The following is a 15,632-nucleotide window of genomic DNA, read 5'->3' on the forward strand; positions in this document are numbered from 1 at the left end:
CCGTGGTGTAGTGGTTAACATGCCTGCCTGTCACGCAGGAGATCGCCGGTTCGACCCCGGTCGGGACCGCCATTTTATATAAAGAAAAGAACGAAACAAGTTGTTTCGTATTTTTTTATTTGTTTTAACAAAAAACTAATAAAGACAGTCAAACTATCCTTAGGAAAACTCCTAAGGACTTTTTTATATATTTAAAACCTGTATAATAAAGAGCAGAGAACATTGTGAGTAAAGTAGGTGAAGTCTGTGAGTAAATATGAAATAACAACAAAATCTTCCGAAGAAACCCAGCGATTATCAGAAAAATTAGGGAGACTTGTAAAAGAAAAAGATGTAATTATTTTAGAAGGTGATCTTGGAGCTGGCAAAACGACTTTTACGAAAGGACTAGCAAAAGGTCTTGGAGTGAAAAGAGTCGTAAATAGTCCTACCTTCAATATTATTAAAGAATATAAAGGAAGATTACCGCTATATCATATGGATGTGTATCGTTTAGCGGAAAGTGAAGAAGATTTAGGATTTGATGAGTATTTCTATGGTGAAGGGATCACAGTAGTAGAATGGGCTCATTTAATAGAAGCATATTTACCGAATGAGAAGTTGCAAATTAGTTTATTCCATGCTGGAGATGATACAAGAAAAATTGTACTTGAGCCAATTGGAGATCGCTATATTAGATTATGTGAGGAGCTATTACAAGATGAAAGTACTAGCAATTGATACTTCAAATTACGTAATGGGTGTATCCCTTATTGAGGAAGGGAACGTGATTGGGGAAATCATTACAAATTTAACAAAAAACCATTCTGTACGTCTTATGCCAGCTGTAGAGAAACTGTTAAAAGAATGTGGTGTAAAACCGAAAGAATTGACTAAAATTGTTGTAGCAGCTGGACCGGGATCATATACAGGTGTTCGTATAGGTGTGACAGCGGCAAAAACATTAGCTTGGTCACTTCAAATACCAATTGTAGGTGTATCAAGTTTGGAAGTGGTGGCTGCAAATGGTACTAATTTTAATGGACTAATTTGTCCTTTATTTGATGGCCGACGTGGTCAAATTTACACGGGGTTATATACATATGAAGGAGAGCGTATAACTTCAATAGAAGAAGACCGAATTATTCTTATTGTTGACTGGTTGCAAATGTTAAAAGATAAAGAACAGCCTGTTTTATTTATTGGTAACGATGTTAAATTGCATAAAGAAACAATTGTAGAATATTTAGGTGATCAAGCTGTATTTGCTCCGTTCACTAAGAATAACCCGAGACCAAGTGAATTAGCATGTTTAGGATTACAAAAAGAAGAACAAGACGTGCATACGTTTGTTCCTAGCTATCTTCGTTTAGCTGAAGCTGAAACAAAATGGTTAGAAAGTCAAAAACAATAGGGGCCTACAGAAGATGGATATGATATTTAGAAAGATGGCACTCGATGATATTGCTCAAATTGTAGCTATTGAAGAAGCATCTTTTTCAACCCCTTGGACTGCAGATGCCTTTCACCGTGAATTAGAGGTGAATGAACATGCACATTATGTCGTGCTAGAAAAAGATGGTCTCGTAATTGGATATTGTGGATTGTGGATAATTATTGATGAATCACATGTAACAAATATAGCTATCCTGCCGGAATACAGAGGTCAAAAGCTAGGGGATGCCTTATTGAAAGAAGTCATTTCCGAAGCGAAAGGGTTAGGAGTAAAAACAATGACACTTGAAGTACGCATGTCAAATGAAGTAGCAAAGCAGTTATACAGAAAATACGGATTTCAAAATGGTGGGATTCGTAAACGATACTATGCAGACAATCAGGAAGATGGTCTTGTAATGTGGGTGAATATATAATGGAAAAAAATATAATTATACTTGGTATTGAAACAAGCTGTGATGAAACAGCTGTAGCAGTTGTTAAAAATGGAACGGAAATCATTGCGAATGTCGTTGCATCGCAAATTGAAAGTCATAAGCGTTTTGGCGGAGTAGTACCAGAGATTGCATCCCGTCATCATGTAGAAGAAATCACAGTTGTGTTAGAAGAAGCTTTAAAAGAAGCGAATATCACTTTTGAGGATATTGATGCAATTGCTGTAACAGAAGGCCCAGGTTTAGTCGGAGCACTTTTAATAGGTGTAAATGCAGCGAAAGCTGTGGCTTTTGCTCATGATATCCCTCTAGTTGGTGTTCATCATATTGCTGGTCATATTTATGCGAATCGTTTAGTAAAAGAAGTACAATTCCCGTTACTATCGCTTGTTGTATCCGGTGGACATACGGAGCTTGTTTATATGAAAGAACATGGTTCATTTGAAGTGATTGGTGAAACGCGAGATGATGCGGCAGGAGAAGCTTACGATAAAGTAGCTCGTACATTATCAATGCCTTATCCAGGTGGTCCTCATATTGATCGCCTTGCGCATGAAGGAAAACCAACAATTGATTTGCCTCGTGCGTGGCTAGAACCTGATTCGTATGATTTCAGCTTTAGTGGATTGAAATCAGCAGTTATCAACACTGTGCATAACGCAAAACAGCGCGGTATAGAAATTGCACCAGAAGATTTAGCAGCAAGTTTCCAAGAAAGTGTAATAGATGTACTTGTAACGAAAGCGTCTCGTGCAGCAGATGCTTATAATGTAAAACAAGTGCTTCTTGCTGGTGGAGTAGCTGCTAATAAAGGGCTTCGTGCACGTTTAGCAGCAGAATTTGCACAAAAAGAAAATATAGAGCTAATTATTCCTCCTCTATCTTTATGCACAGATAATGCAGCGATGATTGCAGCTGCAGGTACAATTGCATACGAACAAGGAAAACGCGCTACATTAGCTTTAAATGCAAATCCAGGATTAGATATTGAAGCATAGTTATACACAAAATTAACCACAGCCTGTGGATAAAACCCGTATTATCTGTTGATAATATGGGTTTTTTTGTGTACATAAAATGTGTATAACTTTTTATCTAGTTGTGGATAATGTGGAAAAGTTATTTGGAAGTTTATATTATAAAGGTGGATATGTGCATAACCTTGTGGATAACATAGAGGAAGTCTGACCTTTGAAGAAATTCTTTTTTGGGAAATAAAAAACAAGGAGATGCCAAAAAAAAATTTTGAAACATCCTCCACTTATTATATAAGGTGCTACTATTGTCAATCCTTGTCGAATCGGTTATATAATTTTATTTACTATGGTATTGATTCCAAAAAAGAAAATAAAAAGGAGGTCATCTCGTCAAAAAGCCCGACTTATGAGACATCCTCCTCTTTTAAATTCTCTTATATATGCAGTTCTTCCCATTCTGCCATACAAGCTTCAAGCTGTTCTTGCAGTGTTTGCTTTTTAGTTGTAATTTCACTAGCCTTTTCATAATCTGCATATATTTCTGGTAAGCAAAGCTGATCTTCTAACGTAGCAATTTCTTCTTCTAAGCCTACGATATTTTGTTCCAGTTCTTCAATTTTTCGAGTACGTTGACGCTCTAGCTGTTTACGTTCTTTTTCTTCGAGATAATTTAATTTTTCTTGTGCTACCATTTTTTGAACAGGTACTTCATCTTCTTGCTCTAGTTCCGCACGTTCAATCATTTCATTTTTCTTTTCAACGTAATAATCGTAATCACCTAAATATTCTTGTGCACCTTCTGTTGATAACTCAACAACGGTTGTCGTTACGCGATTAATAAAATAGCGGTCATGAGAGACGAATAGAAGAGTACCTGGGTAATCAATTAAAGCATTCTCCAAAATCTCTTTACTATTTAAATCAAGATGGTTTGTTGGCTCATCGAGAATTAATAAATTGGATTTTTGCATCATAAGTTTTGCAAGAGCTAGTCGAGCCTTTTGTCCACCACTAAGAGAAGATACTGGTTTGAGTACATCATCCCCTGTGAATAAAAAGTTGCCTAGTATAGTGCGAATTTCTTTTTCAGGTTGCAGGGGATATTCATCCCATAATTCATTTAAAACTCGCTTCGAAGATGTTAAGTTGGCTTGTTCTTGATCATAATAACCAACAGATACACTTGAGCCGAAAGCAACGTTTCCATGTAATAGCTGTAACTTATTCACAATGGATTTTAATAATGTAGATTTTCCAATTCCGTTTGGCCCAACTAAGGCAACACTGTCACCGCGAGTTAAGCGCATATTTACATGTTCAATAATCGGTTCCTGATAATAGCCAATAGTTGCATCTTTCACTTGTAAAACATCATTTCCACTTTGTTTTTCAATATCGAAGTGGAAGGAAGCTGATTTAGAATCGCCTAATGGTCTAGTTAATACTTCCATTCTGTCTAATTGTTTACGGCGACTTTGAGCGCGTTTTGTCGTAGATGCACGAGCTATATTTTTTTGTACAAAGTCTTCCAGTTTAGAAATTTCATCTTGTTGTTTTTCATAACGCTTCATTTCTTGCTCGTATAGAGCTGATTTTGAGTCTAAATATTTACTGTAGTTACCAACAAATCGTCGGCTTTCCTTATTAGAAATTTCGTATACTTGTGTAACAAGTTTATCTAAGAAATAACGGTCATGGGAAACGATTAAAATCGCGCCAGGATAGCCTTGTAAATATTGTTCAAGCCATGTTAGTGTCTCAATATCCAAATGGTTTGTAGGTTCGTCTAAAATAAGTAAGTCTGGTCTAGTTAATAATAATTTCCCGAGAGCTAATCGAGTCTTTTGTCCACCACTTAATGTGGAAATTTTCGTCTGATGCGTTTCAACTGGGAAGCCAAGACCGCTTAAAATTGAGCGTATATCCGCTTCGTACTGATAGCCGCCTTGATCTTTATAATCTAATTGTAATTGGTCATAATCAGCTAATAATTTCTCATATATAGCCGCATTTGAAAAGTTTTCTTCTTTTCCCATCTCTTGCTCTAGCCTTCGAAGTTTTGTCTCCATCTGCTGCAAGTGTGTAAAGACGGTTAACATTTCATCCCAAATTGTTAAAGACGTTTCTAATCCGGTATTTTGAGCTAAATACCCCATTGAGACATCTTTCGGTTTTATAATTTCACCACCATCATGAGATAACTCGCCAGCTATTATTTTTAATAATGTAGATTTTCCAGCTCCATTTCGTCCGACTAATGCGATACGATCTTTTGTTTGTACTTCCAATTTTATGTTTGCAAGAATCGTTTCTGCACCGTATAATTTCGAAAGCCCATTCACTTGTAATAATATCAATGTTTTCACCTCAAATAATTTCTTAACTTTGCCATGTTTATATTTCTCAATCATACTAAAAATAGTGTATAGTTTAAAATAAAGAGAGAATACTTCTTCTCTTTATTATACAAGGAAATTCATGAGTACTAAACTTCTGTATTTGATTCAAGTATAAGAATAAAGATAGGAAGAGAGGAGAGGTTATATGGATCAGCAAAAAATTCCACAGGCCACTGCCAAACGATTGCCTCTATACTATCGATTTATCCAAAACTTATCTCTTTCTGGTAAGCAACGTGTTTCATCAGCCGAATTGAGTGAAGCGGTAAAGGTTGATTCCGCAACTATTCGAAGAGATTTTTCATATTTTGGAGCGTTAGGGAAAAAAGGATATGGATATAACGTAAATTATTTATTATCATTTTTCCGTGAAACACTCGACCAAGATGATATAACACGCGTGGCACTTATTGGAGTAGGTAATTTAGGGACCGCTTTCTTACATTATAATTTCACGAAAAACAATAATACAAAAATTGAAATGGCGTTTGATGTTAGTGAAGAGAAAGTTGGGACAGAAATCGGAGGCATTCCTGTATATCATTTGGATGAACTAGAAGAACGTTTATCAACTGATATACAAGTGGCAATATTAACGGTACCCGCTACAGTAGCGCAATCTGTGGCAGATAGATTGGCAGAAACGAACGTGCATGGTATTTTAAATTTCACACCAGCACGCTTAAATGTGTCAGAGAATATAAGGATTCATCACATTGATTTAGCTGTAGAGTTACAAACTCTTGTTTATTTTTTGAAGAATTATCCACAATAAAACGCAGAGGAGATGACCTCTGCGTTTTATTATTGTTTTTTCTTTGTGAATTTAACTAAGATAAGGCGAAGTGCCAAATTAAAATCAATTGTTGCCATAACTGCAAATAGTATTGTCCACATATTCCAGATTGTATCTGTTACGTTCGTAATGGCGAAGCGTGTAAAGATACATCCAAGAAGAAAGTACAATGCAGCCATGAACAATGGTGAGTTTCTCATACTAAAAATCCTCCGATAAAGCCTTGCATTTTTTCAGCTTCTTTAATCATTTCTTGAATTTGCTCATTGCTCATAAAAATTTGTCCAATAGCGACTAATGTATTCATTGCCACATGGGCTGCTATAGGAACGATAATGCGTTTCGTTTGTACATATAAAAAGGCGAATACGAGCCCCATAGAAGTGTATACCAATAAGTGAGTAAAATCAAAATGAATCGCCGCGAATACAAGTGAACTAATGATAGCAGCAACAAAGAAATTAAATCTCTTATAAAGTGTGCCAAATAAAATTTTTCTAAATACGATTTCCTCTAAGATAGGTCCGATTATAGATACAACAATGAGGAACCAAGGTGTCGTTCTTGCAATTTCCATCAGCTTCATTGTATTTTCCGAACCTTGTTTAATTCCTAGTAGACGCATTTCGATCATACCGGCAATTATTTGGGAAGAGAAAGCTAAGAGAATACCGATTATAATCCAACCAACTGTAGCTGGGATCGTAACACGCATTTTATCTAAATGCCTGTCACGAATATCTATTCTAAGTAACCAAAGCACGATACATAATGCAACAAAGAAGCTAATGATTGCCCAATGTCCCGTTATGATTTGACCTTTTTCCTCCATGGTAAATCCTCTATTATCATAGAGCCCTGTTTTTAGGAGTAGTGGTAAGCCAACAATTCCAGATAACTGCATTAAAATGTATGTAACGATAATCCACCAATATTGTTTCTTCAAATGGTTTAACCATCCTTTCTAACTCTAGTGTATGAGATAAGGTAGGATAACATGTAAATATGCTACCTACGATATAAACTTTCATTTGAATTATATTTTTTTTGTAAATAAGTATTTGAAAATAAAATAGGAGACAGGAAAAAGTTGTACGTTTAGCGAAAACAACTTAGGGTGTCTTTCATATTGTAACATACAAGAAGTGGGAACAACGATTCATATAGTAAAGGCAGTAGAAGAAGTAATGATATATAGGAAAGTGCATAAAGTAATTTGCGAAAAAATTATGATTTTTTTACTTGCAAAAGAAATTGAGATTATTTATTATTAGAAGTGTGTTAGCACTCGTGTGACTTGAGTGCTAATAAATAAAATTTACATAACAAAATGAGGAGGTTATTGTTCATGCTAAAGCCATTAGGTGATCGCGTTGTAATTGAACTTGTTCAAGCAGAAGAAAAAACAGCAAGTGGTATTGTATTACCAGAAACTGCAAAAGAAAAACCACAAGAGGGTAAAGTTATTGCAGTAGGTACAGGCCGAGTGCTTGAAAATGGTGAGCGTGTTGCTTTAGAGGTAGCAGCAGGTGATCTTATCATCTTCTCAAAATATGCAGGTACTGAAGTGAAATACGAAGGTACAGACTACTTGATTTTACGTGAAAGTGACATTTTAGCAATTATCGGTTAATTATATACATTTTAAAAATCCAAGGGGGTCAATTATTATGGCAAAAGATATTAAATTTAGTGAAGAAGCACGTCGTTCGATGCTTCGCGGTGTCGACACTCTTGCAAACGCAGTAAAAGTAACGCTTGGACCAAAAGGTCGTAACGTTGTACTTGAGAAAAAATTTGGTTCACCACTTATTACAAATGACGGTGTAACAATCGCAAAAGAAATCGAATTAGAAGATGCATTCGAAAACATGGGTGCGAAATTAGTAGCAGAAGTTGCTAGCAAAACAAACGATGTAGCTGGTGACGGAACGACAACTGCAACTGTATTAGCGCAAGCTATGATTCGTGAAGGTCTTAAAAACGTAACAGCTGGTGCAAACCCAATGGGTCTTCGTAAAGGTATCGAAAAAGCTGTTACTGCTGCAATTGAAGAATTAAAAGCGATTTCTAAACCAATCGAAGGTAAATCTTCTATCGCACAAGTAGCTGCTATTTCTTCGGCTGACGAAGAAGTAGGTCAATTAATCGCTGAAGCAATGGAGCGCGTTGGTAACGACGGCGTTATTACTTTAGAAGAATCTAAAGGATTCACAACAGAATTAGACGTAGTAGAAGGTATGCAATTTGATCGTGGATATGCATCTCCTTACATGATTACTGATTCTGACAAAATGGAAGCAGTTCTTGATAACCCATACATTTTAATTACTGACAAAAAGATTTCTAACATCCAAGAAATCTTACCAGTATTAGAGCAAGTGGTACAACAAGGTAAACCACTTCTTATCATTGCTGAAGATGTAGAAGGCGAAGCGTTAGCTACATTAGTAGTGAACAAACTTCGTGGTACATTCAATGTAGTTGCTGTTAAAGCTCCTGGATTTGGTGACCGTCGTAAAGCAATGCTAGAAGATATCGCAATCTTAACTGGTGGCGAAGTAATCACTGAAGAATTAGGACGTGACTTAAAATCTGCTACAGTTGAATCTTTAGGACGTGCTGGTAAAATTGTTGTAACGAAAGAAAACACAACTGTAGTTGAAGGTATTGGAAATTCACAACAAATCGAAGCTCGCATCGGTCAAATCCGCGCGCAATTAGAAGAAACTACTTCTGAATTCGATCGTGAAAAATTACAAGAGCGTCTTGCTAAACTTGCGGGCGGTGTAGCAGTAATTAAAGTAGGTGCAGCAACTGAAACTGAGTTAAAAGAGCGCAAACTTCGCATTGAAGATGCACTTAACTCAACTCGTGCAGCAGTAGAAGAAGGTATCGTTGCAGGTGGTGGTACTTCACTTATGAACGTATACACAAAAGTAGCTTCTATCGTAGCTGAAGGCGACGAAGCAACAGGTATCAACATCGTACTTCGTGCACTAGAAGAGCCAGTTCGTCAAATCGCAATCAACGCTGGTCTAGAAGGATCTGTAGTTGTAGAGCGTCTAAAAGGCGAAAAAGTAGGCGTTGGTTTCAACGCAGCTACTGGCGAATGGGTTAACATGCTTGAGTCTGGTATCGTAGATCCAGCTAAAGTAACTCGTTCTGCACTTCAAAACGCAGCATCTGTTGCAGCTATGTTCTTAACAACTGAAGCTGTAGTTGCTGACAAGCCAGAACCAAATGCACCAGCAATGCCTGACATGGGCGGCATGGGCATGGGTGGTATGGGCGGAATGATGTAATTCCGTTCTCCCGAAAAACATCCACTTCTATATAGAAGTGGATGTTTTTTTATGTTTTTGAGCGCAGGAAAATAATTTCTGTAGAATTTTGTCGCTTTCTCTCTTGACCATATCGATACTTCATTGTTAGAATCTAGGAAGATAATATAAAACAATCCTTCATATATCCTCGATGATATGGTTTGAGAGTCTCTACCGGGTTACCGTAAACAACCTGACTATGAAGGCAGTGCGTCTTATATTTATAAAGAGCGGAAGACTATCTTTCTTTATAAAGCCAGACCCCTGCCTTTTCTTTGTCATGAGACTAGAGGCGGAGGACTGGCTTTTTTTATTATATTAGTAATGCTTTTCGCCAAATTGGTGAAAATATTTATATACGAGAACTAACGTTGGGGTGATTATTTTGAAGAAGCAGCATGATACAATTATCGTTTTAGATTTTGGGAGTCAGTACAATCAGTTAATAGCACGTCGAATTCGTGAGTTCGGTGTATACAGTGAACTTCATCCACATACAATTACTGCAGAAGAAATTAAAGCAATGAATCCAAAAGGGATTATCTTCTCTGGTGGACCAAATAGTGTATACGGTGAAGGCGCATTACATTGTGATGAGAAAATCTTTGAACTAGGATTACCGATCTTCGGTATTTGTTACGGTATGCAGCTTATGACACAACACTTCGGTGGTAAAGTAGAACGTGCAAACCACCGTGAGTATGGAAAAGCTGTTCTTAAAGTAGAGAACGAATCAAAATTATATGCGAACCTTCCAGAAGAGCAAGTTGTATGGATGAGCCATGGTGACTTAGTAACTGGTTTACCTGAAGGATTCGTAGTAGATGCAACAAGTGAGTCTTGTCCAATTGCTGGTATGAGCAATGAAGGGGAAAACTTATACGGTGTACAATTCCACCCAGAAGTACGTCACTCTGAGCACGGAAACGATTTAATTAAAAACTTCGTATTCGGCGTATGTGGTTGTTCTGAAGGATGGAACATGGAGAACTTTATCGAAGTAGAATTAGAGAAGATCCGTGAAACTGTTGGAGACAAAAAAGTATTATGCGCACTTAGTGGCGGTGTAGACTCTTCTGTTGTAGCAGTATTAATTCATAAAGCGATTGGTGACCAATTAACATGTATTTTCGTGGACCACGGTTTACTTCGTAAAGATGAAGCAGAAGGTGTTATGAAAACATTTAGCGAAGGCTTCCATATGAACGTTATTAAAGTGGATGCACAAGAGCGCTTCATGAACAAGTTAAAAGGTGTAGAAGATCCAGAGCAAAAACGTAAAATCATCGGTAATGAATTCATTTACGTATTTGATGATGAAGCTTCTAAATTACAAGGAATGGACTTCCTAGCGCAAGGTACACTTTACACGGACATCGTTGAAAGTGGTACAGCAACTGCACAAACAATTAAATCTCACCATAACGTTGGTGGACTTCCAGAAGACATGCAGTTCAAATTAATTGAGCCTTTAAATACTTTATTTAAAGACGAAGTACGTGTATTAGGATCAGAACTAGGAATTCCTGATGAAATCGTATGGCGTCAACCGTTCCCAGGTCCAGGACTTGGTATTCGTGTATTAGGTGAAATTACAGAAGAGAAATTAGAAATCGTTCGTGAATCTGATGCAATTTTACGTGAAGAAATTATAAAAGCAGGATTAGACCGCGAAGTTTGGCAATACTTCACTGCGCTTCCTGGTATGCGTAGCGTAGGTGTTATGGGTGACGAGCGTACTTACGATTACACAGTAGGTATCCGTGCAGTAACATCTATCGATGGTATGACAGCTGACTGGGCACGTATCCCTTGGGACGTATTAGAGAAAATCTCTGTACGTATCGTAAACGAAGTAAAACACGTTAACCGTATCGTGTATGATATAACGAGTAAGCCACCAGCAACTATTGAGTGGGAATAGTATTGTAATAAAAAAGATCCATCTATCGTTCATGTATAGATGGATCTTTTTGTTTTTACCCTTAATACGAACGAAAATATAAAAATTTATAAAAATGTTCGTTTTTAAATTGACAAAACCACCTCCTCGAGTTAATATGAGTATGTAATTCAAACGAAAAGTGAATATTATGCCGTCGTATAATATCGGGGATATGGCCCGAAAGTTTCTACCTAGCTACCGTAAATGGCTTGACTACGAGGCGTTTTGATAAAGATGAGGGGAAACTTGTCTTTATTCATAGAACGCTTCCATGTATATGCAATGGAAGCCTTTTTTATTTTTATAAATAAAAGAGGGCTAGGGTGAAATACGGCGAGTAATCATATAACGGGGGAAACGTAAGATGAAACGCTATTTTCAGTTTGATGAACTCGGCACAAATTATAAAACAGAGTTCATAGCAGGTTTAACGACATTTCTATCTATGGCTTACGTACTATTTGTCAATCCTGCTACGCTGTCACTTGGAAATGTTAAAGGATTACCGGCAGGTACAGGAATGGATCCAGGTGCAGTATTCGTTGCTACAGCATTAGCAGCGGCGATTGGTTCGTTAATCATGGGGATATTTGCGAAGTATCCGATTGCTTTAGCGCCAGGTATGGGAATAAACGCGTTCTTTGCTTATACAGCGGTGTTAACGATGGGAATTCCGTGGCAAACGGCAATTGCTGGAACATTAATGTCAGGTATTATCTTTATTATTCTTACTGCTTCAGGTATTCGGGAAAAAATCATTAATGCAATTCCAGTAGAGTTAAAGTTTGCAGTAGCGGCGGGTATCGGATTATTCATTGCCTTCCTTGGATTCCAAAATGCCGGAATTATCGTAAAGAATGATGCTGTCCTTGTTGGATTGGGGGATTTAACGAAGGGCACAACGTTATTAGCAATTTTCGGAGTTGTTATTACAATCATCTTCATGATTAAGAAAATAAATGGTGCTGTTTTCTACGGCATGATTCTTACGGCAATTTTAGGAGTAGCAACAGGATTAATTGATACTCCGAAAGCTGTGGTGGGAGCAATACCGAGTCTAGAACCGACGTTCGGTATGGCGTTAACTCACTTTGGAGACATTTTTACTGTTCAAATGGCGATTGTTATTATAACGTTCTTCTTTATCGATTTCTTTGATACAGCGGGTACGCTTGTAGCCGTTGCAAATCAAGCGGGATTAATGAAGAACAATAAATTACCACGTGCAGGAAAAGCATTATTTGCAGATGCGATTGCAACTGTAATTGGTGCAATTCTAGGTACATCAACAACAACGTCTTATATTGAATCTTCTGCAGGGGTAGCAGCGGGTGGACGTTCTGGATTTACAGCAGTTGTAACAGCAGGGTTCTTCTTGCTAGCGCTATTCTTCTCACCACTATTAAGTGTTGTGACACCAGCTGTAACAGCGCCAGCATTAATTATTGTAGGGATCTTGATGGTTTCATCTTTAGGCGAAATTGATTGGAAGAAATTCGAGATTGCAGTACCAGCATTCTTTACTATCATTTCAATGCCACTTACGTATAGTATCGCAACAGGAATTGCAATCGGGTTTATCTTCTATCCAATTACAATGGTTGTGAGTGGTCGTCGTAAAGAGATTCATCCAATTATGTATGTTATGGGAGTTTTATTCGTACTATATTTCATCTACGTTCGTAAATAAAAGGGGTTTTTTGAAAGGTCTAGACTTGAGGGGAGTCTAGACCTTTTTTGCGTCTTCAGAAAATCTTAAGGATTTCCGAGCGTTTTTCTTCAGAAGTTTTCTTATAATAGAAGTTAGGGATTAAAAAAGTGATGGGGGAGATAGTATGGCTGGGGAAACAATACTTGTCGTAGATGATGAAAAAGAAATTAGGAACCTTATTACAATTTATTTAAAGAACGAAGGATATAAAGTACTGCAAGCAGGGGATGGAGAAGAAGGGTTACGTATATTAGAAGAAAATGAAGTGCACTTAGTCGTATTAGATATTATGATGCCGAAAGTAGATGGTATTCATATGTGTATGAAAGTAAGGGAAGCGAAGGAAATGCCGATTATTATGCTTTCGGCAAAAACGCAAGATATGGATAAAATTTTAGGATTAACAACAGGTGCAGATGATTATGTAGCAAAACCGTTTAATCCGTTAGAGTTAATCGCAAGAATTAAATCGCAGCTACGTCGTTATATGAAAATGAATGGCTTTGCTATTCAAAATGAGGACGAGTTAGAAATTGGAGAGATGAAAATAAACATCTCCACTCATACAGTCATTGTGGATGGAGAAGAAGTGAAACTGACCCCGAGGGAATTTTCGATTTTAGAATTACTAGTCCGTAATCCGGGGATGGTCTTTAGTGCGGAACAAATTTATGAAAAGGTTTGGAACGAAAGATCTTTCCAGTCGGATAACACGGTAATGGTTCATATTCGGAAAGTGCGTGAAAAGATTGAGGAGAATCCAAGGAAGCCAATATATATAAAAACAGTATGGGGAGTGGGGTATAAGATTGAAAAAGATATTTAATCCATTTACTTATGTTAGGAAAATTCGAGAATTAATTGGAAAGATAGTGAAGAGTGTGAAACGGAGTATACGAATTCAACTTATTACTGCGTTTACTGCTTGTGCGTTGTTAGGGATTTTGTCAGCGAAGGCAGCAGCACCGTTTTTTGAGAATGCGAATCGAGAGGCGACGATCGATTATCGGGTTGGTATGGAACAAATTAATCAACAAGCTCAAAGCGTGGCAAATAGTTCAGTTCATGAAAATAAATTAGAAGCTATATCAACTATGATTGAAATAGAGAATCAAAATTTAGAACAAAACTCTAGAGCTTTAAAAGTGTTGGTCACTGACGAGAGCGGTAAAGTTTTATATAAAACGAAGCAGGCGCAAGAAGAGCAAATTGATTTGCATAATACAATTCGTAATGCATCGTCGTTTGCGATTAATTATATGAATGGTAGAAAAGAATTTGAAAGTACGAGAAAAGAATTTATAGCTTTTGCACCTATTACAATAGAAGATAAGAATTTATACATGTTTGTTAGTGGGATTCCAGAAGGTGAAGTAATATATGATACGCAAGAAGGACCGTTTCCGTTTTTCATAGGTGTACTTGTATTTATTTTCTCTTTCTTCTATATAACAAAGAGAAAGATGAAGCAAATTGAAGCGATGGCACAAGGTGTAAAGGAAATAGAAAAAGGAAACTTAGCGTACCGTATTGAGAAAAAAGGTGAAGATGAGATTGCGTCTTTAACTGAGAATATTAATAATATGGCGGAAGAGCTTATGAATAATATAGAAAAGGAACGTAAATTAGAGAAGCAAAAGAATGAGCTTATTACGAATGTATCACACGATTTACGTACACCACTGACTTCTATAATGGGTTACTTGCGATTACTTCGAGATTCTAAATATGAAAATAAAGAACAACATGATGAGTATACGAGAATTGCTTTTGCAAAGTCGGAGCAGTTAAAGAATTTAATAGAAGATTTATTTGAGTATACGAAGTTAACGAATGAACAAGTTGTATTAGAAAAACAGGAAGTGTGTGTAAATGAGTTACTTGATCAATTAATAGAAGAGTTAGTACCACAAGCGGAAGAGCATGGGCTTATGTTTGTTAAGAAGTTTCCTGAGGAACGTGCATATGCGATGATTGATTCGGAAAAGATGGTTCGTGTATTCGACAACTTACTAATGAATGCAATTAAGTATAGTAAAGATGACGGAGAGATAAAAGTTTCTCTTCAAAGGCAGCGCAGGAATATACAAATTGTTATTGCGAATCATAGTGAAGAGTTTACGAGAGAAGAGTTAGGGAACTTGTTTGAACGGTTTTATAAGAAAGATCAATCAAGAAGTAGAGTAACAGAAGGTTCGGGGCTCGGATTAGCTATTGCGAAAAGTATTGTTGAGTTGCAAGGTGGTAGTATTCGAGCTGAGTATGAGGACGGGATCGTTCAGTTCATCGTTTCATTATCAATTATAGAAAAATAATAAATGAATAGAATGTTATAGGATAAAAAGGCTTATTTTAAAAGGAATAAGCCTTTTTATATTTTTTTAGAAAAATATATTGACGATTAGAGTTTAGAGGTGTAATATAAAACAAGTCGCCGATAGCAACAACGCAGAAAGCGACAAACGAAATAAAAAACTTAGTTGACATTAACTAACGAAGATGTTAACATAAGGGAGTCGCAAATGAGCGACAAACAAGTTCTTTGAAAACTGAACGAAACAAACAACGTGAACGTCAATTTTTATTTTTAGATGCTAGACAAACTAACTT

General features: G+C 36.9%; 14 protein-coding genes and 2 riboswitches. Of the genes, 11 read left to right on the top strand and 3 right to left on the bottom strand.

Annotated elements, in window-relative coordinates:
* Window positions 1-246 precede the first annotated feature (246 nt).
* The 4 genes from tsaE to tsaD are packed head-to-tail and all read left to right on the top strand — an operon-like array spanning window position 247 to window position 2,866.
* Entirely contained in the window at window positions 247-720 is a 474-nt protein-coding gene (gene tsaE / locus AC0IXC_RS28660; RefSeq protein ID WP_002009995.1) for a tRNA (adenosine(37)-N6)-threonylcarbamoyltransferase complex ATPase subunit type 1 TsaE, read from the top strand.
* On the top strand, window positions 701-1,393 hold the full coding sequence (gene tsaB, locus AC0IXC_RS28665; RefSeq protein ID WP_002091610.1) for a tRNA (adenosine(37)-N6)-threonylcarbamoyltransferase complex dimerization subunit type 1 TsaB: 693 nt from the start codon (window positions 701-703) through the stop codon (window positions 1,391-1,393). The genes tsaE and tsaB overlap by 20 nt, the downstream gene beginning before the upstream one ends.
* A gap of 13 nt (window positions 1,394-1,406) precedes the next feature.
* Window positions 1,407-1,850, top strand: a complete 444-nt coding sequence (gene rimI, locus AC0IXC_RS28670; protein ID WP_002063534.1) for a ribosomal protein S18-alanine N-acetyltransferase — start codon at window positions 1,407-1,409, stop codon at window positions 1,848-1,850.
* Window positions 1,850-2,866: a tRNA (adenosine(37)-N6)-threonylcarbamoyltransferase complex transferase subunit TsaD gene (gene tsaD / locus AC0IXC_RS28675; RefSeq protein ID WP_002029447.1), complete on the top strand. Its 1,017-nt coding sequence runs from the start codon at window positions 1,850-1,852 to the stop codon at window positions 2,864-2,866. The genes rimI and tsaD overlap by 1 nt, the downstream gene beginning before the upstream one ends.
* A 413-nt stretch (window positions 2,867-3,279) precedes the next feature.
* Here tsaD and AC0IXC_RS28680 read toward each other — a convergent pair whose 3' ends face one another.
* Window positions 3,280-5,202 (bottom strand): ABC-F family ATP-binding cassette domain-containing protein, encoded by a 1,923-nt coding sequence (locus AC0IXC_RS28680; protein WP_471653689.1) that lies wholly within the window; start codon window positions 5,200-5,202, stop codon window positions 3,280-3,282.
* A gap of 187 nt (window positions 5,203-5,389) precedes the next feature.
* On the opposite strand from AC0IXC_RS28680, the gene AC0IXC_RS28685 reads away from it, so the two are divergent.
* A complete protein-coding gene (locus AC0IXC_RS28685; protein WP_000372704.1) occupies window positions 5,390-6,019 on the top strand; it encodes a redox-sensing transcriptional repressor Rex in 630 nt (209 codons plus the stop codon).
* Between the two features lie 29 nt (window positions 6,020-6,048).
* Here AC0IXC_RS28685 and AC0IXC_RS28690 read toward each other — a convergent pair whose 3' ends face one another.
* Both AC0IXC_RS28690 and AC0IXC_RS28695 read right to left on the bottom strand, forming a co-directional pair.
* Window positions 6,049-6,240 carry a YdiK family protein gene (locus AC0IXC_RS28690; protein WP_001246201.1) on the bottom strand — a complete coding sequence of 64 codons (192 nt, stop codon included), beginning with the start codon at window positions 6,238-6,240 and terminating at the stop codon, window positions 6,049-6,051.
* Window positions 6,237-6,986, bottom strand: coding sequence for a CPBP family intramembrane glutamic endopeptidase (locus tag AC0IXC_RS28695; RefSeq protein ID WP_002063533.1), 750 nt, complete (start codon window positions 6,984-6,986; stop codon window positions 6,237-6,239). Before AC0IXC_RS28695 ends, AC0IXC_RS28690 begins: the two co-directional genes overlap by 4 nt.
* A gap of 402 nt (window positions 6,987-7,388) precedes the next feature.
* On the opposite strand from AC0IXC_RS28695, the gene groES reads away from it, so the two are divergent.
* From groES to AC0IXC_RS28725, 6 genes are all read left to right on the top strand, one after another.
* Complete coding sequence (gene groES, locus AC0IXC_RS28700) at window positions 7,389-7,673, top strand: co-chaperone GroES (RefSeq protein ID WP_002009985.1); 285 nt, start codon at window positions 7,389-7,391, stop codon at window positions 7,671-7,673.
* Window positions 7,674-7,710: 37 nt separating this feature from the next.
* A complete protein-coding gene (gene groL / locus AC0IXC_RS28705; RefSeq protein ID WP_002029451.1) occupies window positions 7,711-9,345 on the top strand; it encodes a chaperonin GroEL in 1,635 nt (544 codons plus the stop codon).
* Window positions 9,346-9,484: 139 nt separating this feature from the next.
* A riboswitch (purine riboswitch) is annotated at window positions 9,485-9,586 on the top strand.
* A gap of 165 nt (window positions 9,587-9,751) precedes the next feature.
* A complete protein-coding gene (guaA, locus tag AC0IXC_RS28710; RefSeq protein WP_012260212.1) occupies window positions 9,752-11,290 on the top strand; it encodes a glutamine-hydrolyzing GMP synthase in 1,539 nt (512 codons plus the stop codon).
* Between the two features lie 155 nt (window positions 11,291-11,445).
* A riboswitch (purine riboswitch) is annotated at window positions 11,446-11,547 on the top strand.
* A gap of 128 nt (window positions 11,548-11,675) precedes the next feature.
* Window positions 11,676-13,001, top strand: coding sequence for an NCS2 family permease (locus tag AC0IXC_RS28715; RefSeq protein WP_002029453.1), 1,326 nt, complete (start codon window positions 11,676-11,678; stop codon window positions 12,999-13,001).
* Window positions 13,002-13,146: 145 nt separating this feature from the next.
* A complete protein-coding gene (locus AC0IXC_RS28720; protein ID WP_002029454.1) occupies window positions 13,147-13,848 on the top strand; it encodes a response regulator transcription factor in 702 nt (233 codons plus the stop codon).
* Window positions 13,832-15,337: a sensor histidine kinase gene (locus AC0IXC_RS28725; RefSeq protein ID WP_471653690.1), complete on the top strand. Its 1,506-nt coding sequence runs from the start codon at window positions 13,832-13,834 to the stop codon at window positions 15,335-15,337. The genes AC0IXC_RS28720 and AC0IXC_RS28725 overlap by 17 nt, the downstream gene beginning before the upstream one ends.
* Window positions 15,338-15,632: the final 295 nt, after the last annotated feature.

Source organism: Bacillus sp. AC266 (assembly GCF_979253805.1).